We start from the raw sequence: 19,780 nt of genomic DNA on the forward strand, positions 1-19,780 counted from the left end.
CTTATGTTGGCCGTCAGAGCTTGTAAAACGCCCGGATCAATTCCCAGGCCTCCTGAGGGTCATCGGTGTAGTGAAACAGGTTGAGGTCCTGCGCAGAGATGGTGCCTTCTTCCACCAGCACGTCGAAGTTGATGAGGCGCTTCCAGTAGTCGGTGCCGAACAGCACGATGGGTACAGGCTTGGCCTTTTTGGTCTGGACCAGGGTCAGCACTTCAAACAGCTCGTCCAGCGTGCCAAAGCCGCCAGGGAAGGCCACCAGCGCCTTGGCACGCATCATGAAATGCATCTTGCGCAGCGCGAAGTAGTGGAACTTGAAGGACAGTGAGGGCGAGATGAAGCGGTTGCCGCTTTGCTCGTGAGGCAGGGCGATGTTCAGGCCCACGTTCAGTGCGCCGGCATCGTGGGCGCCCCGGTTGGCGGCCTCCATGATGCCGGGGCCGCCGCCCGTGCAGATGTAGATCCGGTCGGCAGGGCGCTGGCGTTCGCTGTAGTCGGCCACCAGCTTGGCGAACTGGCGGGCTAGGTCGTAATAGCCCGCATTGCGCACGGCCAGGCGCGCGCGGCGCACGCGTTCGGCGTCACCACTGGCTTCGGCCTCGGCCAGCTGTGCTGCGGCTTCGTCGGGCGCCACAAAGCGCGCGCTGCCGTACACCACCACGGTGCTTTCAATGCCTTGTTCGGCCTGGCCCAGGTCGGGCTTGAGCATTTCGAGCTGAAAGCGGATGCCCCGGGTTTCGCGGCGGAACATGAATTCGGGGTCGGCAAAGGCCATGCGGTTGGCATCGGCCTGCAGCGGGTTGCCGTTGTGAGCGTGGTTGTGCAGCTCGGCCCAGGCATCGGCCAGGCGGCGTTCGTTGAGTTGGGTGTTGGATTCCATGAGGGGCTCGCGTATCGGTAGATGAACAGAGAAGAAAGGGGCGGCACCGGCAGCAGCGGGTGAGGGCCCATGCAGTGTGGCGTGAATGGATGACGAAATGACGTGCTAGTGCAGGAGCATCAAGCGCGAGATGCTATGAAATACGAAGCAGTTTGCATGCCAAGCACCGTGAGGCCCAGCGAGCCCAGCAGGTGCAGTGCAGTGGTGCCCAGCGCCATGGCGTAGCGCTGCACCATCAGCATCTCAACGACTTCGGCAGAGAAGCTGGAGAACGTGGTGAGTGCGCCCAGGAATCCTGTGACCAGTGCCAGTCGCCACACAGGGTCGAGTTGCGGCATGGCGTGGAACACAGCGACGCACACCCCGATGAGATAGCCACCCACCAGATTGGCGGCCACGGTGCCCCAGGGAATGAGGCCCCCGGGGCTGAGCCACAGACCCAGGCGCCAGCGCGCCAGTGCGCCCACACAGGCGCCGATGCAGATGGCAAGAACGTTCAACATCGGGCCATTGTCGCCGGATTTTTGGAGCGTCGGACTGGCTCCTCTCCATCCCTCAAAACGCCAAGCGGGGCGTCCCCGGTGGGGGCGCCCCGCTTGGCTGTGCCTGCTGGCGGCAGGTGCGTTCAGCGTGCCGACATCTGCTGCGGCAGCCAGGTCACGATGCCGGGGAAGACATAGATCAACGCCACGGCGCCACACATCAGGAAGAACATGGGCATGGCCACCTTGGCGATCCAGGGCAGCTGGCGGCCTGTCATGCCCTGCAGCACAAACAGGTTGAAGCCCACGGGCGGCGTGATCTGCGCCATCTCCACCACCAGCACGATGAAGATGCCGAACCAGATGGTGTCGATGCCGGCCGCCTGCACCGTGGGCATGAGCACGCCCATGGTCAGTACCACCATCGAGATACCGTCGAGAAAGCAGCCCAGGATGATGTAGAAAACCGCCAGCGCCACGATGAGCTGGGCCTGGTTCAAGCCCAGCGACGCGATCCATTCCGCCAGGTGGCGCGGCAAGCCGATGTAGCCCATGGCCAGCGTGAGAAAAGCGGCGCCAGCCAGGATCAGCGCAATCATGCAGTACAGGCGCGTGGCGCCCATCAGCGAGTCCTTGAACGTGCCCCAAGTCATCGAGCCCTGCACGGCCGACAGCACCAGCGAGCCCACCACACCCACGGCCGCGGCCTCGGTGGCGGTGGCAAAGCCGGTGTAGATGGAGCCCAGCACGGCCGCGATCAGCAACACCACAGGGATCAGGCTGCGGGATTCGGACAGCTTTTGCATGAAGCTCATGCGCACATCGGCGGCGGGCACCTGTTCGGGGTGGCGCAATGCCCACAGCATGATGTAGCCCGAGAACAGCGCCGCCAGCAGGATGCCCGGCAGCACACCCGCAATGAACAGCTGCGAGATCGACACCTCGGCCGACACGCCGTATACGATCATGATGATGGACGGCGGGATCAACAGGCCCAGCGTGCTGGCACCGGCCAGCGTGCCCACCACCATGTGCTCGGGGTAGCCGCGGCGCGTCAGCTCGGGCAGCGTCATCTTGCCAATGGTGGCGCAGGTGGCGGCGCTGGACCCCGACACGGCGGCAAAGATGGTGCAGCCCACCACGTTGGTGTGCAGCAGCCGGCCGGGCAGCGCCTGTACCCACGGGGCCAGGCCCTTGAACATGTCTTGCGACAAACGGGTGCGGAACAGGATTTCGCCCATCCAAATGAACAGGGGCAGGGCGGTGAGGGTCCAGCTGGAGGCGCTGCCCCAGATGGTCACGGCCATCGCGTCGCCCGCCGGGCGGGCGGAGAACAGCTGCATGGCGATCCAGGCGACGCCGGAGAGGGTGAGCCCGATCCATACTCCGCTGCCCAGGATCAGGAACAGTGACAGTACGAGCAGGCCGGTTATGGCGAGATCACTCATGGTAGGTCGTGCCGGGTTTATTCATTGCGCAATGCTTCGCCGGAGGAGGCATCCACACGCTTGCCCATCATCTCCAGCACCAGCTCGTCCAGGAACGCGATCGCCAGAATCACCGTGCCCAAGGCCATGGCGATCTGCGGAATCCACAGGGGCGTGGCGTCGCTGCTGGTGGAGATGTCGTGGAACTCGTGCGACTGCCAGGCCAGCTTGCAGCTGTACACCGCGAACAGCACGGCCAGCAGGGTAGCAATGGCCAAAGCCCAGATCTCGAACGCCTTCTTGGCGCCGCCCTTCAGAAAGTTGAGCAGCAGCGTGACGCGGATGTGCTCGCCGCGCTTCAAGGTGTGGGCGAGCGCCAAGAAGCCCGATGCGGCCATCAGATAGCCCGCATAGGCATCCGTGCCCGGCACGTGGAAGTGGAACTGGCGGCTGGCAATGGACAGCAGCACCATCCCCAACAAGCCGACCATGAAAAGCGCCGCCAGGGCGGCGGCGCTGTCGTACAGAAAGTCCAGCAGACGACGCATGTGCGTGGGCGCCTGGGCTTACTTGCGGTAGGCGTCGATGAGCGCCTTGCCTTCGGGGCCGGCCTTGTCCAGCCATTCCTTGAGCATGGTGTCACCCACCTTGGCCATGTCGGCCTTCAGGGCGGCCGGTGGGGTCACCACGTCCATGCCATTGGCCTTGAGCTTGGCGACGGTGTCGGTGTTGACCTTGGCACTGTTGGCCCAGCCGCGTGCTTCGGCGTCGGCACCGGCCTTCAGCAGCGCGTCCTGGCTGGGCTTGTCGAGGGCATCAAACGCCTTCTTGTTCACCAGCACGGCGTTCTTGGGCAGCCAGGCCTGGGTGTCGTAGTAGAACTTGAGGTGCTCGTACAGCTTGCTGTCCACACCGGTGGCGCCCGAGGTCATCGTCGATTCGACCACGCCCGTGGCCAGCGCCTGCGAGAACTCTGCTGCCTGCACCGTCACGGGCTGGGCGCCGACCAGCTCGGCAATGCGGGCGGTGGCAGGGCTGTAGGCGCGCCACTTGATGCCCTTGAGGTCGGCGGCAGAGGCCAGCGGCTTCTTGGTGTAGATGCCTTGTGGAGGCCAGGCCACGGCGTACAGCAGCATCATTCCCTGCTCAGCCAGCTTCTTTTCCAGGAAGGGCTTTTGGGCGGCGTAGAGCTTCTTGGAGGCGTCGTAGCTATCGGCCAGGAAGGGCAGGCCATCCACGCCAAACAGCTGCCATTCGTTCTGGAAGTTGGCCAGCAGGATCTCGCCCATCTGCGCCTGGCCGCCTTGCACAGCGCGCTTGATTTCAGGGGCCTTGAACAGCGCGGCGTTGGCATGCACCGTGATCTTGAGCTTGCCGCCCGTGGCCTTGTCCACATCGCTGGCCAGCTGCACCATGTTTTCGGTGTGGAAGTTGGTGGCAGGGTAGGCGGCGGCCAAGTCCCACTTGGTCTGGGCGAATACCGAGGTGGCAGGTAGGCCCGCAGCCAGGGTCAGGGCGAGTGCGGTCACGGGGAAGATTCGACGCTTCATGGATATTGCTCCGCAGGGTTGTATGTACAAGGTTGGATGTAACAAATCACTGTATCGGAAGCCGATCCGATTGCGATAGGTGTTTTGCCTAAACGCTGACAAATTGCCAACAAATTACCATCGACTTGCCTACAATGCCCCATGCATATCCCGTGCCAATGACAGAACCCGCAGGCCTGAACCCGCCATGAAATCTGACGCCAAGCCCAAGGCCAAAACCGACTCCGGTCCCATCGTGTCTTCGGCGCATCTGGTGTCGGCGCAGAGTGCAGAGATGAGCGAGTTCGAGTTCGGCCTCATCGTGGCGGGCAACGCGTTCCACCGCTGGGTGGTGCACTGCATGGCGGCGGCGGGTCTCAAGGACCTGACGCCGCTCGACGTGGTGGTGCTGCACCACGTCACGCACCGTGCGCGCGACAAGCGACTGGCCGACATCTGCTTCATCATGAACGTGGAAGACACGCACCTAGTGAACTACTCGCTCAAAAAGCTGCAGACCCTGGGCGTGGTCGCCTCGCAGAAGAACGGCAAGGAAGTCACCTACGCAGCCACCGACACCGGCCGCGCCTATGTGCAGCGCTACCGCGAGATCCGCGAGAGCTGCCTCATCGATGCCTTGAATGCTGATGACGCGCTCAACCGCGACATCGGCGAACTGGCCCGTTTGCTGCGTGTGCTCTCGGGCATGTATGACCAGGCAGCGCGCTCCGCAGCGTCGCTGTGACAACCTGCCCCTGGTTTCCGGTTCTTTTGAATGAAATGCAGCTGTAGCGCAGGTATTCAATGCGCTGGCAGCTATTGATTAGATAGCATCATCATGTCCCAACAAGTTTCTCCTTTGTCCCGCTGGCAGTTCTGGATCGACCGGGGCGGCACCTTCACCGACGTGGTGGGAAAGCGCTCGGACGGCAACTTGGTCACGCACAAGCTGCTGTCGGAGAACCCCGAGCAGTACAAGGATGCCGCCGTGGCGGGCATTCGCCACCTGCTGGGTCTGAAGTCCGGCGAACCCGTGACGCCCGAACTGGTGGAGTGCGTGAAGATGGGCACTACCGTGGCCACCAACGCGCTGCTGGAGCGCAAGGGCGAGCCCACGCTGCTCATCACCACCAAGGGCTTCAAGGACGCGCTGCGCATTGCGTACCAGAACCGCCCCCGTTTGTTTGACCGCCACATCGTGCTGCCCGAGCTGCTGTACGAGCGCGTGATCGAGGCGCAGGAGCGCATGGGGGCACAGGGCGAAGTGATCGAGCCGCTGGACGAAGCCCACCTGAAGGAACGCCTGTGGGCGGCCTACGACGCGGGCCTGCGCAGCGCGGCCATCGTGTTCATGCACGGCTACCGCTACACAGCGCACGAAGAAGCCGCCGCCCGCATCGCGCGCGAAATCGGCTTTACGCAGGTGAGCGCATCGCATGCCACCAGCCCCATGATGAAGCTGGTAAGCCGGGGCGACACCACGGTGGTGGATGCGTACCTGTCGCCCATCCTGCGCCGCTATGTGGACCAGGTGGCGAGCGAAATGCCAGGCGTGAAGCTGTTCTTCATGCAGTCGTCGGGCGGCCTCACGGACGCGCAGGTATTCCAGGGCAAGGATGCGATCCTCTCTGGCCCCGCCGGTGGCATCGTCGGCATGGCGCGCACCGCGGGCCTTGCGGGCCACGACAAGGTCATCGGTTTTGACATGGGTGGCACCAGCACCGACGTGAGCCACTACGCAGGCGAGTTCGAGCGCGAGTTCGAAACCCAGGTGGCCGGCGTGCGCATGCGCGCGCCCATGATGAGCATCCATACCGTGGCGGCTGGCGGCGGCTCCATCCTCGGCTTTGATGGCGCACGCTTCCGCGTCGGCCCCGAAAGCGCGGGCGCCAACCCTGGCCCCGCCAGCTACCGCCGTGGCGGCCCGCTGGCCGTGACGGACGCGAACGTGATGGTGGGCAAGATCCAGCCTGCGCACTTTCCCAAGGTGTTTGGTCACGCGGCCAACGAGGCCCTGGACGGTGATGCCGTGGCGCAAAAGTTTGGCGACCTCGCCACCCAGACCGGACGCAAGGCCGAGGATGTGGCGCACGGCTTCATCCAGATTGCCGTGCAGCAGATGGCCAACGCCATCAAAAAGATCAGTGTGGCGCGCGGCTATGACGTGACGCGCTACACGCTGCAGTGTTTTGGCGGCGCGGGTGGCCAGCATGCATGTTTGGTTGCCGATGCCCTGGGCATGACGCGCGTGTTTGTGCATCCGCTGGCGGGCGTGCTCAGCGCCTACGGCATGGGCCTGGCGGACCAGAACGTGATCCGTGAGCAGGCCGTAGAGACCAAGCTCGTGCCCGAGGCGTTGCCCGGCATCGAGGCCACGCTGGAGCAACTGGCCACCACCGCACGCACCGAGCTGGAGCGCCAGCAGGTGGGCGCGGGCACTGCGGTGGTGCACCGCCGCGTGCATGTGCGCTACGAGGGCAGCGACTCGGCACTCATCGTGCCGTTTGGCTCGCTGGCCGAAATCACCGCCGCGTTCGAGAACGCCTACCGCCAGCGTTTTGCGTTCCTCATGCAGGGCAAGGGCCTGGTGGTGGAGGCTGTGTCGGTCGAGGCCGTGGTGCCCGGCGACGCGCCCGTGGAGCCACGCCACACGCTACAGCCCGCGCGCGAGGTGCCGCGCCGCAGCACCGTGCGCATGTACACCGGTGGCATCGATGGCGTGCCTGCATGGCACGATGCCGCCCTGGTGGTGCGCGAGGATTTGCGCCCCGGCGACGTGATCCCCGGCCCGGCCATCATTGCCGAGAAGAATGCCACCACCATCGTGGAGCCCGGCTGGGAGGCCGCGCTGACCGACCTGGACCACCTGCTGCTCAACCGCCGTGTGGCGCGCGCCGTGCAACATGCCGTGGGCACCACGGTGGACCCGGTGCTGCTGGAGGTGTTCAACAACCTGTTCATGAACATTGCCGAGCAGATGGGGCTGCAGCTGCAGAATACGGCGTACTCGGTGAACATCAAGGAGCGCCTGGACTTCAGCTGCGCGCTATTTGACACCGCAGGCAACCTGATTGCCAATGCGCCCCACATGCCCGTTCACCTGGGCAGCATGGGCGAGAGCATCAAGACCGTGATCCGCGAGAACGCGGGCCGCATGCAGCCCGGCGATGTGTTCGTGCTCAACGACCCGTACCACGGTGGCACGCACCTGCCGGACATCACGGTCATTACGCCGGTCTACATCGCCAACGAGGCCGAGCCCACGTTCTATGTGGGCAGCCGGGGCCACCACGCCGATGTGGGCGGTACCACGCCGGGCTCCATGCCGCCGTTCTCCACGCGCATTGAAGAAGAGGGCGTGCAGATCAATAACGTGAAGCTGGTGGAACGCGGTGTGCTGCGCGAGGCCGAGATGATTGCGCTGCTGGAAAGCGGCGAATACCCGAGCCGCAACCCCCAGCAGAACATGGCCGACCTGCGCGCGCAGATCGCCGCCAACGAGAAAGGCCAGCAGGAGCTGCGCCGCATGGTGGCCGAGTTTGGGCTGGACGTGGTGCAGGCCTATATGCGCCATGTGCAGGACAACGCCGAAGAGTCCGTGCGCCGTGTCATCACACGGCTGAAGGATGGTGCGTTCACGCTGCCTCTGGACAACGGCGCCCAGATCAGCGTGGCCGTGAAGGTGGATGCAGCGAGCCGCAGCGCCACCATCGACTTCACCGGCACCAGCCCGCAGCAGACCAACAACTTCAACGCGCCCACGGCGGTGTGCATGGCGGCGGTGCTGTATGTGTTCCGCACGCTGGTGGATGACGACATTCCGCTGAATGCGGGGTGCCTCAAGCCGCTCAACGTCATCATCCCGCCGGGCAGCATGCTCAACCCCAATCCGCCAGCCTCGGTGGTGGCGGGCAATGTGGAGACTTCTACCTGCATCACCAACGCGCTGTACGGCGCACTGGGCCTGATGGCGGCGGGGCAGTGCACCATGAACAACTTCACCTTTGGCAGCACGCGCTACCAGTACTACGAGACCATCTCGGGCGGTAGCGGCGCGGGCGGTGTGTGGGATGCCAACGGGCAGCTGGTGGGCGGTTTTGGTGGCACCAGCGTCGTGCAATGCCACATGACCAACTCGCGCCTGACGGACCCCGAGGTGCTGGAGTTTCGCTTTCCGGTGCGGCTGGAGGGCTACGAGATCCGCAAGGGCTCGGGAGGCGCCGGGCAGTGGAAAGGTGGCGACGGCGGCGTGCGCCGTGTGCGCTTTCTGGAGCCCATGACGGCCAGCATCTTGTCGAACGGCCGCCACCATGGCGCGTTTGGCATGGCGGGTGGTCAGCCGGGTGCCGTGGGTATCAACAAGGTGGTGCGCAGCGATGGCCGGGTGGAGCTGCTGGACCACATCGGCCAGGCAGAGATGCTGCCGGGCGATGTGTTCGAGATTCACACCCCCGGCGGCGGCGGGTTTGGTGTGTCGGGGGCGAAGTAAGAGCCAGAAATGCCACAAGCGCATGTTTTATATGCGCCTACAGCTATCAAATCAGGAGTGGTTGATCAGGCGTCTTTGACTTCCGTGTTCACACCCACCTTGGGTTGGCTCAGGCTGGGCGGCACGTCGCGCCCGGTCTGCCGTGCTCGGAACAGCGCCGCGCGCATGAGAAAGATCGACATCACCGGCACCGTGATCGCCACGAACACGGCGATCAGCAAAGCATGCAGCGCCAGGCTGCGGTGGGCCACCGAGAAGTACAGCACGGTGCCGTGCATGATCAGCCAGCAGCCCAGCGTGGCAATGATGGAGGGCGCGTGTACCCGTTCAAAAAACGTGGGCAGCCGCAGCAGCCCGATGGAGCCCAGCAGGGCCAGCGCGGCACCGGCCAGCACCAGCACGGCCACGATGATTTCCAGCCACAGCGGAAGAACAGCGGTGGCGGTGGTGGCGGCTTCGGTCATTCGATCACCTCGCCGCGCAGCAAAAACTTGGCCATGGCCATGGAGCCGACAAAGCTGAACAGCGCCAGCAGCAGTGCGGCCTCGAAGTAGTTCTTGCTGCCGTAGAGCAGGCCCAGCACGAGCATCACCAGCATGCCGCTCAAGTACATGCAGTCCAGCGCCAGCACGCGGTCTTGTGCGGAAGGGCCCTTGAGCAGTCGGATCAACGCGCAGCCCATGGCCAGCGCGAGCATGAGCAGGGCGGCCGGCAGGGCCCAGTCCAGCACGGGGGTCATTCAAAAATCTCCATCAGGGGCGCCTCGTAGCGCTGCTTCACCTCAGCGATCACCGCGGCGGGGTCGTCCAACTCCAGCACGTGCAGCAACAGCATGCTGCGATCCAGAGAAATCTCGGCCCACGCGGTACCGGGCGTGATGCACACGATCATTGCCAGCACGGCCAGTGCGTTGGGGTCCCGCACGTCCAGCGGGATGTGCACAAAGCCCGCAGGGTGGCGCCTGCGGCCGGGCGCCAGCAGCAGACGTGCCACGGCGAGGTTGGACCGGGTGGTGTCTGCCACCACCGTGAGTGCCAGGCGCAGGACGGTGCCCGGCTTGCGGATGCGCACCGGCAGCGGGCGCAGCCCGGCGGTGAGCAGCGGGATGGCCAGTGCCAGCACCGTGCCCAGCACGAAGTGGCCCGCGCTCAGGCTGCGGTTGAGCAGCAGCCACAGGCCCAGGAGCGCCAGCGAGAGCAGCGGGGCAGGCACCAGGCGCCGCAATGGACCCGGGCGTGGCGGCATGGCGGGGGCGTTGGACGCCGCAGGTTGAGCAGGTTGGGTCATGGCTTGTCCCCCGGTGGCGTGGTTTCAGGCATCGCCGCAGGCGAAGCCGCGACGGGCGCAGCGGTCATCACCGCACGCACGTAAGTGCCGGGCGCATGCAGGGCATCGGCCGTGGCCTGGGTGTAGCGCATCACCGCCCCAGCCTGCCATACCAGCGCCACACAGGCCAGCAGCAGCAGCGCAATGGGCAGCCCCTCCAGCACCAAAAGCTGCGGTGACGCGCGGCCCTGGGCCGACCAGAAATGGCGAATGCCCGCGCGCGTGAGTGCCAGCAGCGCCAGCAGCCCCGAGCCCACCAGCAACGCCACCAGCATCCAGCCCGCAGCGCCCAGGCGGATGCCCTGGGCCGCGCCCAGCCCCAGCGGGTTGAGCAGTGCGTGGATCATGGCGAACTTGCCCACAAAACCGGGCAAGGGCGGCAGGCCCGCAATGACCAGCGTGCAGGCCATGAACGCCAGGCCCAGAAAGGCCGCTGCGGCGGGGATGACCTGGCCGATCAGCGCCTGTTCCTTGTCGTCCAGGTTCATGCCCTCGGTGGGCACCAGGTCGGCCGACAGAAAGGGTGCGTCGTCGGTCTGCTCATACGGAGCCAGGTTGGCACCGTTGTTGCGCCAGCGGTCGATCAGGTCGGTGAGCAGGAACAGCGCACTCACGGCCAGGGTAGAGCTGAGCAGGTAGTACAGCAGCCCGCCCGTGAGCAGGTTTTGCCCGAAGCCCACGGCGGCCAGCAGTGTGCCCGACGACAGCACGGCGCTGAACCCTGCCAGGTGCCCCAGCCGCTGCGAGCCCAGCATGCCAATGGCACCAAAGGCCATGGTCAGCATGCCGCCGCCAATGAGCCACTGGCTGCCAAACAGCGCGGATTCACCGGCCTCGGCGCCAAACAGCAGTGTCCACAGCCGCAGCACGCTGTACACGCCCACCTTGGTCATGAGCGCGAACAGCGCACCCACGGGCGCCGTGGCCGCACTGTAGGCAGGCACCAGCCAGAAGTTGAGCGGCCACACGGCGGCCTTGATGAGGAACGCGACCGCCAGAATCGCAGCGGCCGCATGCAGCAGCCCCCGGTCTGCCACGGCCACACCCGCAATGCTTTGGGCCAGGTCGGCCATGTTGAGCGTGCCGGTGATGCCGTACAGCATCGACACCCCGATGAGGAACAGCGAAGAGGCGGCGAGGTTGATGGCGATGTAGTGCAGCCCCGCCGACACGCGCGGGCGGCCCGAGCCGTGCAGCAGCAGCCCGTAGGACGCAGCCAGCATGATCTCGAAGAACACAAACAGGTTGAACAGGTCGGCCGTGAGGAACGCACCGGCCAGCCCCATGAGCTGGAACTGGAACAGCGGGTGAAAGTGCACACCCGCCCGGTGCCAGCGCGCGGCCGAGAACAGCACCGTGGCGAGCGCCACTGTGCTGGTCAGCACCAGCATCATGGCCGACAGGCGGTCGATGACCAGCACGATGCCGAACGGCGCCGGCCAGTTGCCCGGCAGGTACACGCCCAGGCTGGTCTGCACGCTGGGCTCCTTGGCCTGCACCAGCAGCAACACAGCCACCACCAGGCCGACCAGGGTCGATGTGATGTTGAGCGTGACTTTGGTGCGCTGGCGTTCCTCGCGCAGCAGCAGCATGAGCCCGGCCGTGAGCAGGGGCAGCGCAATGGGCGCGAGGATCAGGTGTGGCATCAGCCACGCGGTGATCGATGCGGTGATGCTCGTGCCTCCCGTCATGGCATTTCCTGCACGTCTTTACCCTTGGTGCCGTCCACATGGTCGGTGCCCGCCATACCACGCGATGCCAGCAACACCACGAGGAAGAGGGCGGTCATGGCAAAGCCGATGACGATGGCCGTGAGCGTGAGTGCCTGGGGCATGGGGTCGGCATAGTGGGCCAGGTCTTGCGGCACCCCGGGTTGCAGCACGGGCTCCTTGTCAATCGCGAGGCCCAGGCGGCCCATGCTGAAAATGAAGAGATTGACGGCGTACGACAGCAGCGACAGGCCCATGATGACCTGGAAGGTGCGGGGCCGCAGCAGCAGCCACACGCCGGAGCCGGTGAGCACGCCGATGGCCAGGGCCAGTATCAGTTCCATGGACCTTCTCCAGGTGTGGCGGCGGCCTGGGCTTCTTCGGCCGCGCGTGCGTTGTTGTAGCGGTGGCTGCGCACCGACTGGTGGGCAATGCCGGTGAGAATGAGCATGGTGGAGCCCACCACCAGGGTGAACACGCCGATGTCGAAGAACAGCGCGCTGGCCACGTGGATCTCACCCACCACGGGCAGCGAAAAATGCGCCGTGTGGCTGGTCAAAAACGGATAGCCCCAGGCCAGTGCGCCCAGGCCCGTGGCCAGTGCGGCGAGCAGACCCACGCCGATCCAGCGGCGCGGGTACAGCGGCAGATGCGCCTCGACCCACGAGGTGCCCGAGACGATGTACTGCAGCAGCAGGGCCACCGAGAACACCAGCCCCGCCACAAAGCCGCCGCCGGGCTCGTTGTGGCCGCGCATGAACAGGTAGACCGCCACCAGCGTGGCAAACGGCAGCATCAGCCGCACCAGCACGGCGGGCACCATGAGGTAGCCCACGGCGGTGTCGGCAGTCTGGCGTGGGTTGGCGAGGTCGGTGTCCACATCGGCGGGCAGTGCGCGCTGCTGGGGCGGCAGGTCCATCACCTCGCGCGCAGGGCGGAAGCGCCGCAGCAGCGCATAGACCGTGAGGGCCACGATGCCGAGCACCACGATCTCGCCAAAGGTGTCAAAGCCCCGGAAGTCCACCAGCATAACGTTGACCACGTTGGTGCCGCCCCCTTCGGTAAGCGCACGCTCCAGGAAGAAGGTGGAGGTGCTGTCGGGGAACGGGCGGCTCATCATCGCGAACGACAGCAGCGCCATGCCACCCCCTGCGGCCAACGTCAGCGCCATGTCGCGGTAGCGGCGCAGCTGGGTGCGGCGCTCTTCGGCCAGCGTGGGCACGCGCAGGCTCTCGTCGCGCCGCGGCAGCCAGCGCAGGCCCAGCAGAATGAGGATGGTGGTCACCACTTCCACCACGATCTGTGTGAGCGCGAGGTCGGGCGCCGAGAACCACAGGAAGGTCAGGCACACGCACAGCCCGGAGCCACCCAGCAGCGTCAGTGCCGCCAGCCGGTGGTATTTGGCCTGCCAGGCTGCCGCCACGGCGCACACGGCACCCAGCAACCACAGCAGCGCAAAGGCGGGGGACAGCGGCAGCTGCACCCGGTCGCCAATGGGCAGGCCCCGCGCCCACAGGGGCAGGGTGCCTGCCACCAGCGCGGCGCACACCAGCCACAGCATTTGCCACTGCAGGCGACCGGTGCCCAGCAGGCGGCGGCCATTGCGGCCCATCAGGCTGAGCAAGGCCAGCGTGGCCTCAAAGGCCCGCTGGCCGCTGATGCGGCGCATGACGGGTGGCGCATCGATGGCACCCTTTTCGCGCTGCCAGCGCAGCAGTGCGTAGAGCGCGATGCCCCCGCCCAACGCCACCAGGCTCATCACAAAGGGGGTGTTGAACCCATGCCAGACCGCCAGGCTGTACGTGGGCAGCTCGCCTCCCACCACGGGCCGTGCGGCAGCGGCCAGGTAGGCCCCCACCGACCATGCGGGTAAGGTGCCCACCACGAGGCAGGCCAGCACCAGCAGTTCCACCGGCACGCGCATCCAGTGTGGCGGCTCATGGGGCGGGCGCGGCAGGTCGGTGGCGGGCGGGCCAAAGAACACATCCACCGTGAAGCGCAGCGAGTACGCCACGCTGAACATGCCGGCCACCGTGGCGGCCACCGGCAGCAGCCATTCGAGCAATGGCGTGGTGTTCACGTACACCGTCTCGGCAAAGAACATTTCCTTGGACAGGAAGCCATTGAGCAGCGGCACGCCCGCCATGGCCGCGCTGGCCACCATGGCCAGGGTGGCGGTGATCGGCATCATGGTGCGCAGGCCCGACAGGCGCCGGATGTCCCGCGTGCCGCTTTCATGGTCCACGATGCCCACGGCCATGAACAGCGAGGCTTTGAAGGTGGCGTGGTTCATGATGTGGAACACCGCAGCCACGGCGGCCAGCGGGCTGTTCAGGCCCAGCAGCAAGGTGATGAGGCCCAGGTGCGAGATGGTCGAGTACGCCAGCAGCCCCTTGAGGTCGTTCTGGAACATGGCCGCATAGCCGCCCACCAGCAAGGTGGCCAGGCCCGCGCCGCCCACCAGCCAGAACCACTGCTCGGTGCCCGCCAGCGCGGGCCACAGGCGCGCCAGCAGAAACACGCCCGCTTTGACCATGGTGGCCGAATGCAGGTAGGCCGACACAGGGGTGGGCGCGGCCATGGCGTGGGGCAGCCAGAAGTGGAACGGGAACTGCGCGCTTTTGGTGAGCGCGCCCAGCAGAATCAGTACGAGCGCGGTGGTGTACAGCGTGTGGTTCTGGATGAGCTGGCCGGCGGCGAGCACATGATCGAGGTCGTAGCTGCCAACGATGTGCCCCAGCACCAGCATGCCCGCCAGCATGGCCAGCCCCCCTGTGCCGGTGACGGTGAGCGCCATGCGCGCACCGCGCCGCGCATCCTTGCGGTGGTGCCAGTAGCCGATCAGCAGGAAGGAAAACAGGCTGGTCAGCTCCCAGAAGAACGCAATCTGGATGATGTTGCCCGACAGAACCACGCCTGCCATCGCACCCATGAAGGCCAGAAAAAACGAGAAGAAGCGCGGCACCGGGTCGGCCGCAGACATGTAGTAGCGCGCATACAGCACCACCAGGCTGCCCACGCCCAGCACCAGCATGCAGAACATCCAGGCAAAGCCGTCCATGCGGATGACGAGGTTCAGGCCCAGCGCGGGCAGCCAGGCCAGCTCTTGCCGGATCACGCCGCCGTCTGCAATCTGCGGGAAGTAGAGCGCCGCCTGCACGGTGCAGAACAGGGCGATGAGTCCTGCCAGGGTGGACTCGGTATTGCGGGCGTTGGAGGGTAGAACCGCTGCCAGCAGGCTGCCGATGAAGGGGAGAAGGATGAGCGTGATCAGGGGCATGCGCGATTGATTCTAGGGCGTGTCCCCCTTCAATTCCCCCACGCGCTGGCGGTGCAATGCGGATGGATGCCCGACAAAGCAGACGCCGCATTGCGCCGCCAGCCCGAAGGGAAAGCCAGCCAAGCCGCACATTGCGTCGTTGCCCTTCGCTTGTGTAGCCAAGCTACACGGCGCTCAGGGCGCCTGGCACTGCACGGCCTGGATGGCTTTCGCGTGGGGGAATTGAAAGGGGACACGCCCTGGGGGCAGCGCCTAAAAACCCTGCCCGCCCCTTGCTGTCGCGCATGCCCTGCCGCAAAAAAACAAGCCCGCTGGAGCGGGGGTGCTGCTTGTGAAGCGTGCTTAGTTTTTGCTAGCGCCGGTTGCCGGTGCTGGCGCGGCCGGTGCCGCAGTCGCCGTGGCGGGTGGTGTGGCTGGCGTGGTTGCCGTTGCGGCCTCCTTGTCAGCGCTGCCACGGGCCTTGCGGTCTGCTGCCTGGGTGCTGCTGTGCTTTTTGCTGGATTTGGCTTCGGCCTTGGCAGCGGCTGCTGCGCTGTACTTCTTGCCGTTGACGGTCAGGCCCTCTTTGGAGAAGTTGACGGCACTCTTGTTGCCCACGCCACCCACACGGCCGATGAAGTCGGCCCAGTCTTTGAACGGAGCGTTCTGTCGCTCCTGCAAGATGCGCCCCGACAGGCCGGGGCCGATGCCCTTGATGCCGTCGAGTTCGGCCTCGGTAGCGGTGTTCACGTCCACGGCGGCCCAGACGGCGGTAGCGAGCAGCGTGGCAAGCAGCAGGGTCAGCAGTTTTTTCAGCATGGCAAGGGTCTTACAGCGTTGGGGATGAAGGCTTGGGTCAGAGTTCTTCGACCCGGCGTGCGGGGTAGCTGTCCCAGGTCTGGCAGCCGGGGCATTGCCAGAAATGCTGGCGCGCCTCGAAGCCACAGGCCGCGCAGCGGTAGCGGGTGAGGGGCTTGACGGCATGGTCCAGCGCACGTTGAACCTGGGGGTGGAATTCTTCGTGTTCCAGCTTTTCGGTGGCCAGCCATTTGGCGGCGGCGACCAGAGAGCGTTCCTTGTCCAAGTGCTCCACGTAGCGCTGGCGGGCAGACGAGCGGGTGGCCTCGTCGGTAGCTTCCATGGCCACGATGCTTTCCAGCACGTCCAGCGAAGGCGCTTGCGCGTAGTGGGCCTGCAGCAGCGTGTGGACTTCCGGGGTACGGCCGGTGGCTGTTGCGGCTTCGACCATCAGCGGGGCCGCCAGGGGCAGAGCGGCGGGGTTGCGCTCGCCCAGCGTTTTGAGGGTGGACAGCACGGCGGCCGGCTGGCCCATCAGGCGTTGCAGGCGCGCCAGTTCGATGCGCGCGCGCGCTGCCTCGGGGGCGGCAGCCACGGCCTGGTCCAGCAGGGCCTGGGCGCCGGGCAGGTCGCCCTGCGCGATCAGCGCCAAGGCTTGCTCGCACAGGTAGTGGGCCTGCCGGGTACTGAAGTCGCCCTGGTCTGCGGCGTGCATCTTGCGGGCGATGCTGGCGGCATGGGGCCAGTCGCGCGAGCGCTCGTAAATGGCCAGCAGCGCCAGGCGGGCCTGGGCCTCGAACGGGGTGCCTTCCAGCCGCTGCAGCGCGTCTTCGGCGCGGTCGAGCAGCCCGGCCTTCAGGAAGTCGAGGGCCAGCGCATGCTGGGCGCGCTCGCGGTCGGTACGGGAGAGGTCGCCGCGCGAGAGCAGATGCTCATGCACCCGCACAGCGCGGTCGTACTCGCCCCGGCGGCGAAACAGGTTGCCCAGGGCGAAGTGCAGCTCGGAAGTGTCGGGGTCGTTCTGCACGGCCTCGATGAAGGCGTCGATGGCCTGGTCCTGCTGTTCGTTGAGCAGGAAGTTCAGGCCCTTGAAGTAGGCCTTGGGCGCCCGCCGGTTTTCTGCGCGCAGTTGGCGCAGGTCAAACCGCGACGCCAGCCAGCCCAGCACAAAGGCCAGGGGCAAGCCCAGCAGTATCCAGCTCAGGTCAAATTCCATGGATCGAGGGCAGGTCAGGAGGTGGTGGGGGCACTGCCGGGGTGGCGCTGGTGGCGGGAGGCGCTGCGGGCGCAGGTGCCACAACGACTGCGGCCTGGGCGCGGCGTGCGGCATTGCGGTGGCGCCACCAGCGCGGCACCATGCCCAAGGCCCCGACGACCAGACCTGCGGCGAACGCGGTCAGCACCACCAGTACCAGCGGCGCGCGCCATTGCGTGCCAAAGAAGAAGTGCACGGTCGCGTCCTGCTGGTTGTTCAGCGCGAAGGCGAAGAGCGTAAAAAAAATGGCTGCCTTGAGCAGCCACAGGAGGTATTTCATCGGTCTCCCCAGTGGTGGGGCGATTCTAAGAGCTTGGCGCATTAGGCCTGCGCATTGCTGTACGGAGGCCAATACAAGCCAAAACGGCAGCAGGCGCTAGTGAATCATACGCTTGCTGCTATCAATTTAATATCAGTTGCCCAGGGTACCTGTGGCAGGCGGGGCCTTTTCTTCCATTTCGGCCGTGCGTTTGTCCACGGCTTCGCGCAGGGCCTTGCCCGGCTTGAAATGGGGAACACGCTTTTCGGGAATGGCCACGGCCTCGCCGCTGCGTGGATTGCGGCCCATGCGGGGAGGGCGGTGGTTGACCGAGAAGCTGCCAAAGCCCCGGATCTCGATGCGGTGCCCGCGTACCAGGGCCTCGCCCACGGCGTCCAGAATGGTCTTGACGGCGTATTCGGCATCGCGGTGGGTGAGCTGGCCGAAACGGGCGGCCAGTTCTTCGACGAGGTCTGAGCGGGTCATGGAATCTTGGGACATAGGCAGTCTTGGCTGAAAAAAGAGCGGGCGCCGAGGCGCCCGCTGTCTGACCGTTTAACGGGTCAGCGCTTTACTTTTCCGAGTTGTCCAGCTTGGCGCGCAGCAGGGCGCCCAGGCTGGTCGTGCCGGCGCTTTCGCGGCTCGATTGCTGGCTCAGGTTGGCCATGGCGCCTTGTTCGTCAGCCATGTCCTTTTGCTTGATCGACAGCTGGATGTTGCGGGTCTTGCGATCCACATTCACCACCACGGCCGTGACTTCGTCGCCTTCCTTGAGCACGTTGCGGGCATCTTCCACGCGGTCGCGGGAGATTTCCGAAGCGCGCAGGTAGCCCACGATGTCTTCGCCGAGGTCGATTTCAGCGCCACGGGCGTCCACGGTCTTGACCTTGCCGGTCACCGTCTGGCCCTTGTCGTTCACGGTCACGAAGGTCGTGAATGGGTCGCCGTCGAGCTGCTTGATGCCCAGCGAGATGCGTTCGCGGTCCACGTCCACGGCCAGCACGATCGCTTCCACTTCCTGGCCCTTCTTGTAGTTGCGAACAGCGGCTTCGCCGGGTTCGTTCCACGACAGGTCAGACAGGTGCACCAGGCCGTCGATGCCGGCAGCCAGGCCCACGAACACGCCGAAGTCGGTGATCGACTTGATCGGACCCTTGACGCGGTCGCCGCGCTTCGTGTCCTGTGCGAATTCTTGCCATGGGTTGGCCTTGCACTGCTTCATGCCCAGGCTGATGCGGCGCTTGTCTTCGTCGATTTCCAGAACCATGACTTCGACTTCGTCGCCCAGCGAAACCAGCTTGGCGGGAGCGATGTTCTTGTTGGTCCAGTCCATTTCAGACACGTGCACCAGGCCTTCGATGCCGGGTTCGAGTTCCACGAATGCGCCGTAGTCGGCAATGTTCGTGATTTTGCCGAACAGGCGGGTGCCTTGGGGGTAGCGGCGGTTCACGCCCATCCATGGGTCGTCGCCCATTTGCTTCAGACCCAGCGAGACACGGTTCTTTTCGGTGTCGAACTTCAGGATCTTGGCAGTGATTTCCTGGCCAGCGGTCACCACTTCGGAGGGGTGACGCACGCGGCGCCATGCCATGTCGGTGATGTGCAGCAGGCCGTCGATGCCGCCCAGGTCCACGAACGCACCGTATTCGGTGATGTTCTTGACCACGCCTTGAACGATGGAGCCTTCCTTCAGGGTTTCCATCAGCTTGGCGCGCTCTTCGCCCATGGAGGCCTCCACCACAGCGCGGCGGCTCAGCACCACGTTGTTACGCTTGCGGTCCAGCTTGATGACCTTGAATTCCATGGTCTTGTTTTCGTACGGCGTCAGATCCTTGATCGGACGGGTATCGATCAGCGAACCGGGCAGGAATGCGCGGATGCCGTTGACCAGAACGGTCAGACCGCCCTTGACCTTGCCGCTGGTCGTGCCAGTGACGAATTCGCCGGATTCCAGGGCCTTTTCCAGGCTCATCCAGGAAGCCAGACGCTTGGCGGTGTCGCGCGACAGGATGGTGTCGCCGTAGCCGTTTTCGATGGAGCCAATGGCCACCGACACGAAGTCACCCACTTGGACTTCGACTTCGCCCTTGTCGTTCTTGAACTCTTCCAGCGGCACGTAGGCTTCGGACTTGAGGCCAGCGTTCACGACCACGAAGTTGTGCTCAACGCGCACGACTTCAGCGGTGATGACTTCGCCTGGGCGCATTTCCGTGCGCTGCAAGGATTCTTCAAAAAGGGCGGCAAAAGATTCGGACATGTGTTTCCTTGCCACAAACAGGATTCCGGCAGCACCATTGCTACCGTTTTTATAGCTGCTTGCGGTGGTTTTTTGCGGCAGAGCCGCGGGTTAGGTTATCGATCCACACAACC

The 19,780-nt window shown here is 65.2% G+C and carries 18 protein-coding genes; 2 read left to right on the plus strand and 16 right to left on the minus strand.

Annotation, left to right across the window (positions count from 1 at the left end; translation table 11 throughout):
• Positions 1–13 precede the first annotated feature (13 nt).
• The 5 genes from C8C96_RS14250 to C8C96_RS14270 form a co-directional block, all read right to left on the minus strand.
• Positions 14–877: a TIGR00730 family Rossman fold protein gene (locus C8C96_RS14250; protein WP_121942718.1), complete on the minus strand. Its 864-nt coding sequence runs from the start codon at positions 875–877 to the stop codon at positions 14–16.
• Positions 878–996: 119 nt separating this feature from the next.
• Positions 997–1,380: a fluoride efflux transporter CrcB gene (crcB, locus tag C8C96_RS14255; protein WP_121942719.1), complete on the minus strand. Its 384-nt coding sequence runs from the start codon at positions 1,378–1,380 to the stop codon at positions 997–999.
• Positions 1,381–1,502: 122 nt separating this feature from the next.
• The gene (locus tag C8C96_RS14260) at positions 1,503–2,807 is read right to left on the minus strand and encodes a TRAP transporter large permease (RefSeq protein WP_099730478.1); all 1,305 of its coding nucleotides are present in this window, start codon (positions 2,805–2,807) and stop codon (positions 1,503–1,505) included.
• A 17-nt stretch (positions 2,808–2,824) separates the two neighbouring features.
• Entirely contained in the window at positions 2,825–3,334 is a 510-nt protein-coding gene (locus C8C96_RS14265; RefSeq protein ID WP_056746372.1) for a TRAP transporter small permease, read from the minus strand.
• Positions 3,335–3,352: 18 nt separating this feature from the next.
• Positions 3,353–4,336, minus strand: a complete 984-nt coding sequence (locus C8C96_RS14270; RefSeq protein ID WP_121942720.1) for a TRAP transporter substrate-binding protein — start codon at positions 4,334–4,336, stop codon at positions 3,353–3,355.
• Between the two features lie 187 nt (positions 4,337–4,523).
• Here C8C96_RS14270 and C8C96_RS14275 point away from each other — a divergent pair, with 187 nt between their 5' ends.
• The gene (locus C8C96_RS14275; RefSeq protein WP_056063673.1) at positions 4,524–5,060 is read left to right on the plus strand and encodes a winged helix DNA-binding protein; all 537 of its coding nucleotides are present in this window, start codon (positions 4,524–4,526) and stop codon (positions 5,058–5,060) included.
• Between the two features lie 93 nt (positions 5,061–5,153).
• Positions 5,154–8,804: a hydantoinase B/oxoprolinase family protein gene (locus C8C96_RS14280; RefSeq protein ID WP_121942721.1), complete on the plus strand. Its 3,651-nt coding sequence runs from the start codon at positions 5,154–5,156 to the stop codon at positions 8,802–8,804.
• Positions 8,805–8,869: 65 nt separating this feature from the next.
• Here C8C96_RS14280 and mnhG read toward each other — a convergent pair whose 3' ends face one another.
• The 11 genes from mnhG to rpsA form a co-directional block, all read right to left on the minus strand.
• A complete protein-coding gene (gene mnhG, locus C8C96_RS14285; protein WP_121942722.1) occupies positions 8,870–9,268 on the minus strand; it encodes a monovalent cation/H(+) antiporter subunit G in 399 nt (132 codons plus the stop codon).
• Complete coding sequence (locus C8C96_RS14290) at positions 9,265–9,543, minus strand: K+/H+ antiporter subunit F (RefSeq protein ID WP_056063664.1); 279 nt, start codon at positions 9,541–9,543, stop codon at positions 9,265–9,267. Before C8C96_RS14290 ends, mnhG begins: the two co-directional genes overlap by 4 nt.
• Positions 9,540–10,049: a Na+/H+ antiporter subunit E gene (locus tag C8C96_RS14295; RefSeq protein WP_121944023.1), complete on the minus strand. Its 510-nt coding sequence runs from the start codon at positions 10,047–10,049 to the stop codon at positions 9,540–9,542. The genes C8C96_RS14290 and C8C96_RS14295 overlap by 4 nt, the downstream gene beginning before the upstream one ends.
• Positions 10,050–10,087: 38 nt before the next feature.
• On the minus strand, positions 10,088–11,821 hold the full coding sequence (locus tag C8C96_RS14300; protein ID WP_121942723.1) for a monovalent cation/H+ antiporter subunit D: 1,734 nt from the start codon (positions 11,819–11,821) through the stop codon (positions 10,088–10,090).
• Positions 11,818–12,183: a Na+/H+ antiporter subunit C gene (locus tag C8C96_RS14305; RefSeq protein ID WP_015014440.1), complete on the minus strand. Its 366-nt coding sequence runs from the start codon at positions 12,181–12,183 to the stop codon at positions 11,818–11,820. Before C8C96_RS14305 ends, C8C96_RS14300 begins: the two co-directional genes overlap by 4 nt.
• On the minus strand, positions 12,174–15,119 hold the full coding sequence (locus C8C96_RS14310) for a monovalent cation/H+ antiporter subunit A (protein WP_121942724.1): 2,946 nt from the start codon (positions 15,117–15,119) through the stop codon (positions 12,174–12,176). The genes C8C96_RS14305 and C8C96_RS14310 overlap by 10 nt, the downstream gene beginning before the upstream one ends.
• Positions 15,120–15,461: 342 nt before the next feature.
• Positions 15,462–15,917, minus strand: coding sequence for a helix-hairpin-helix domain-containing protein (locus tag C8C96_RS14315; protein ID WP_121942725.1), 456 nt, complete (start codon positions 15,915–15,917; stop codon positions 15,462–15,464).
• Between the two features lie 37 nt (positions 15,918–15,954).
• Positions 15,955–17,112: a lipopolysaccharide assembly protein LapB gene (lapB, locus tag C8C96_RS14320; RefSeq protein WP_121942726.1), complete on the minus strand. Its 1,158-nt coding sequence runs from the start codon at positions 17,110–17,112 to the stop codon at positions 15,955–15,957.
• On the minus strand, positions 17,102–17,431 hold the full coding sequence (locus C8C96_RS14325) for a lipopolysaccharide assembly LapA domain-containing protein (RefSeq protein ID WP_121942727.1): 330 nt from the start codon (positions 17,429–17,431) through the stop codon (positions 17,102–17,104). Before C8C96_RS14325 ends, lapB begins: the two co-directional genes overlap by 11 nt.
• Before the next feature lie 132 nt (positions 17,432–17,563).
• Positions 17,564–17,911, minus strand: a complete 348-nt coding sequence (locus tag C8C96_RS14330; protein ID WP_192421921.1) for an integration host factor subunit beta — start codon at positions 17,909–17,911, stop codon at positions 17,564–17,566.
• Between the two features lie 70 nt (positions 17,912–17,981).
• On the minus strand, positions 17,982–19,667 hold the full coding sequence (gene rpsA, locus C8C96_RS14335) for a 30S ribosomal protein S1 (protein WP_056063647.1): 1,686 nt from the start codon (positions 19,665–19,667) through the stop codon (positions 17,982–17,984).
• Positions 19,668–19,780 lie beyond the last annotated feature (113 nt).

It is taken from the genome of Acidovorax sp. 100 (assembly GCF_003688355.1).
GTDB lineage: Bacteria > Pseudomonadota > Gammaproteobacteria > Burkholderiales > Burkholderiaceae_C > Acidovorax > Acidovorax delafieldii.

Coding starts and splice junctions, on each gene's coding strand:
- C8C96_RS14250 (WP_121942718.1), bottom strand. CDS start 877: ATGGAATCCAACACCCAACTCAACGAACGCCGCCTGGCCGATGCCTGG.
- crcB (WP_121942719.1), bottom strand. CDS start 1,380: ATGTTGAACGTTCTTGCCATCTGCATCGGCGCCTGTGTGGGCGCACTG.
- C8C96_RS14260 (WP_099730478.1), bottom strand. CDS start 2,807: ATGAGTGATCTCGCCATAACCGGCCTGCTCGTACTGTCACTGTTCCTG.
- C8C96_RS14265 (WP_056746372.1), bottom strand. CDS start 3,334: ATGCGTCGTCTGCTGGACTTTCTGTACGACAGCGCCGCCGCCCTGGCG.
- C8C96_RS14270 (WP_121942720.1), bottom strand. CDS start 4,336: ATGAAGCGTCGAATCTTCCCCGTGACCGCACTCGCCCTGACCCTGGCT.
- C8C96_RS14275 (WP_056063673.1), top strand. CDS start 4,524: ATGAAATCTGACGCCAAGCCCAAGGCCAAAACCGACTCCGGTCCCATC.
- C8C96_RS14280 (WP_121942721.1), top strand. CDS start 5,154: ATGTCCCAACAAGTTTCTCCTTTGTCCCGCTGGCAGTTCTGGATCGAC.
- mnhG (WP_121942722.1), bottom strand. CDS start 9,268: ATGACCGAAGCCGCCACCACCGCCACCGCTGTTCTTCCGCTGTGGCTG.
- C8C96_RS14290 (WP_056063664.1), bottom strand. CDS start 9,543: ATGACCCCCGTGCTGGACTGGGCCCTGCCGGCCGCCCTGCTCATGCTC.
- C8C96_RS14295 (WP_121944023.1), bottom strand. CDS start 10,049: ATGCCGCCACGCCCGGGTCCATTGCGGCGCCTGGTGCCTGCCCCGCTG.
- C8C96_RS14300 (WP_121942723.1), bottom strand. CDS start 11,821: ATGACGGGAGGCACGAGCATCACCGCATCGATCACCGCGTGGCTGATG.
- C8C96_RS14305 (WP_015014440.1), bottom strand. CDS start 12,183: ATGGAACTGATACTGGCCCTGGCCATCGGCGTGCTCACCGGCTCCGGC.
- C8C96_RS14310 (WP_121942724.1), bottom strand. CDS start 15,119: ATGCCCCTGATCACGCTCATCCTTCTCCCCTTCATCGGCAGCCTGCTG.
- C8C96_RS14315 (WP_121942725.1), bottom strand. CDS start 15,917: ATGCTGAAAAAACTGCTGACCCTGCTGCTTGCCACGCTGCTCGCTACC.
- lapB (WP_121942726.1), bottom strand. CDS start 17,112: ATGGAATTTGACCTGAGCTGGATACTGCTGGGCTTGCCCCTGGCCTTT.
- C8C96_RS14325 (WP_121942727.1), bottom strand. CDS start 17,431: ATGAAATACCTCCTGTGGCTGCTCAAGGCAGCCATTTTTTTTACGCTC.
- C8C96_RS14330 (WP_192421921.1), bottom strand. CDS start 17,911: ATGTCCCAAGATTCCATGACCCGCTCAGACCTCGTCGAAGAACTGGCC.
- rpsA (WP_056063647.1), bottom strand. CDS start 19,667: ATGTCCGAATCTTTTGCCGCCCTTTTTGAAGAATCCTTGCAGCGCACG.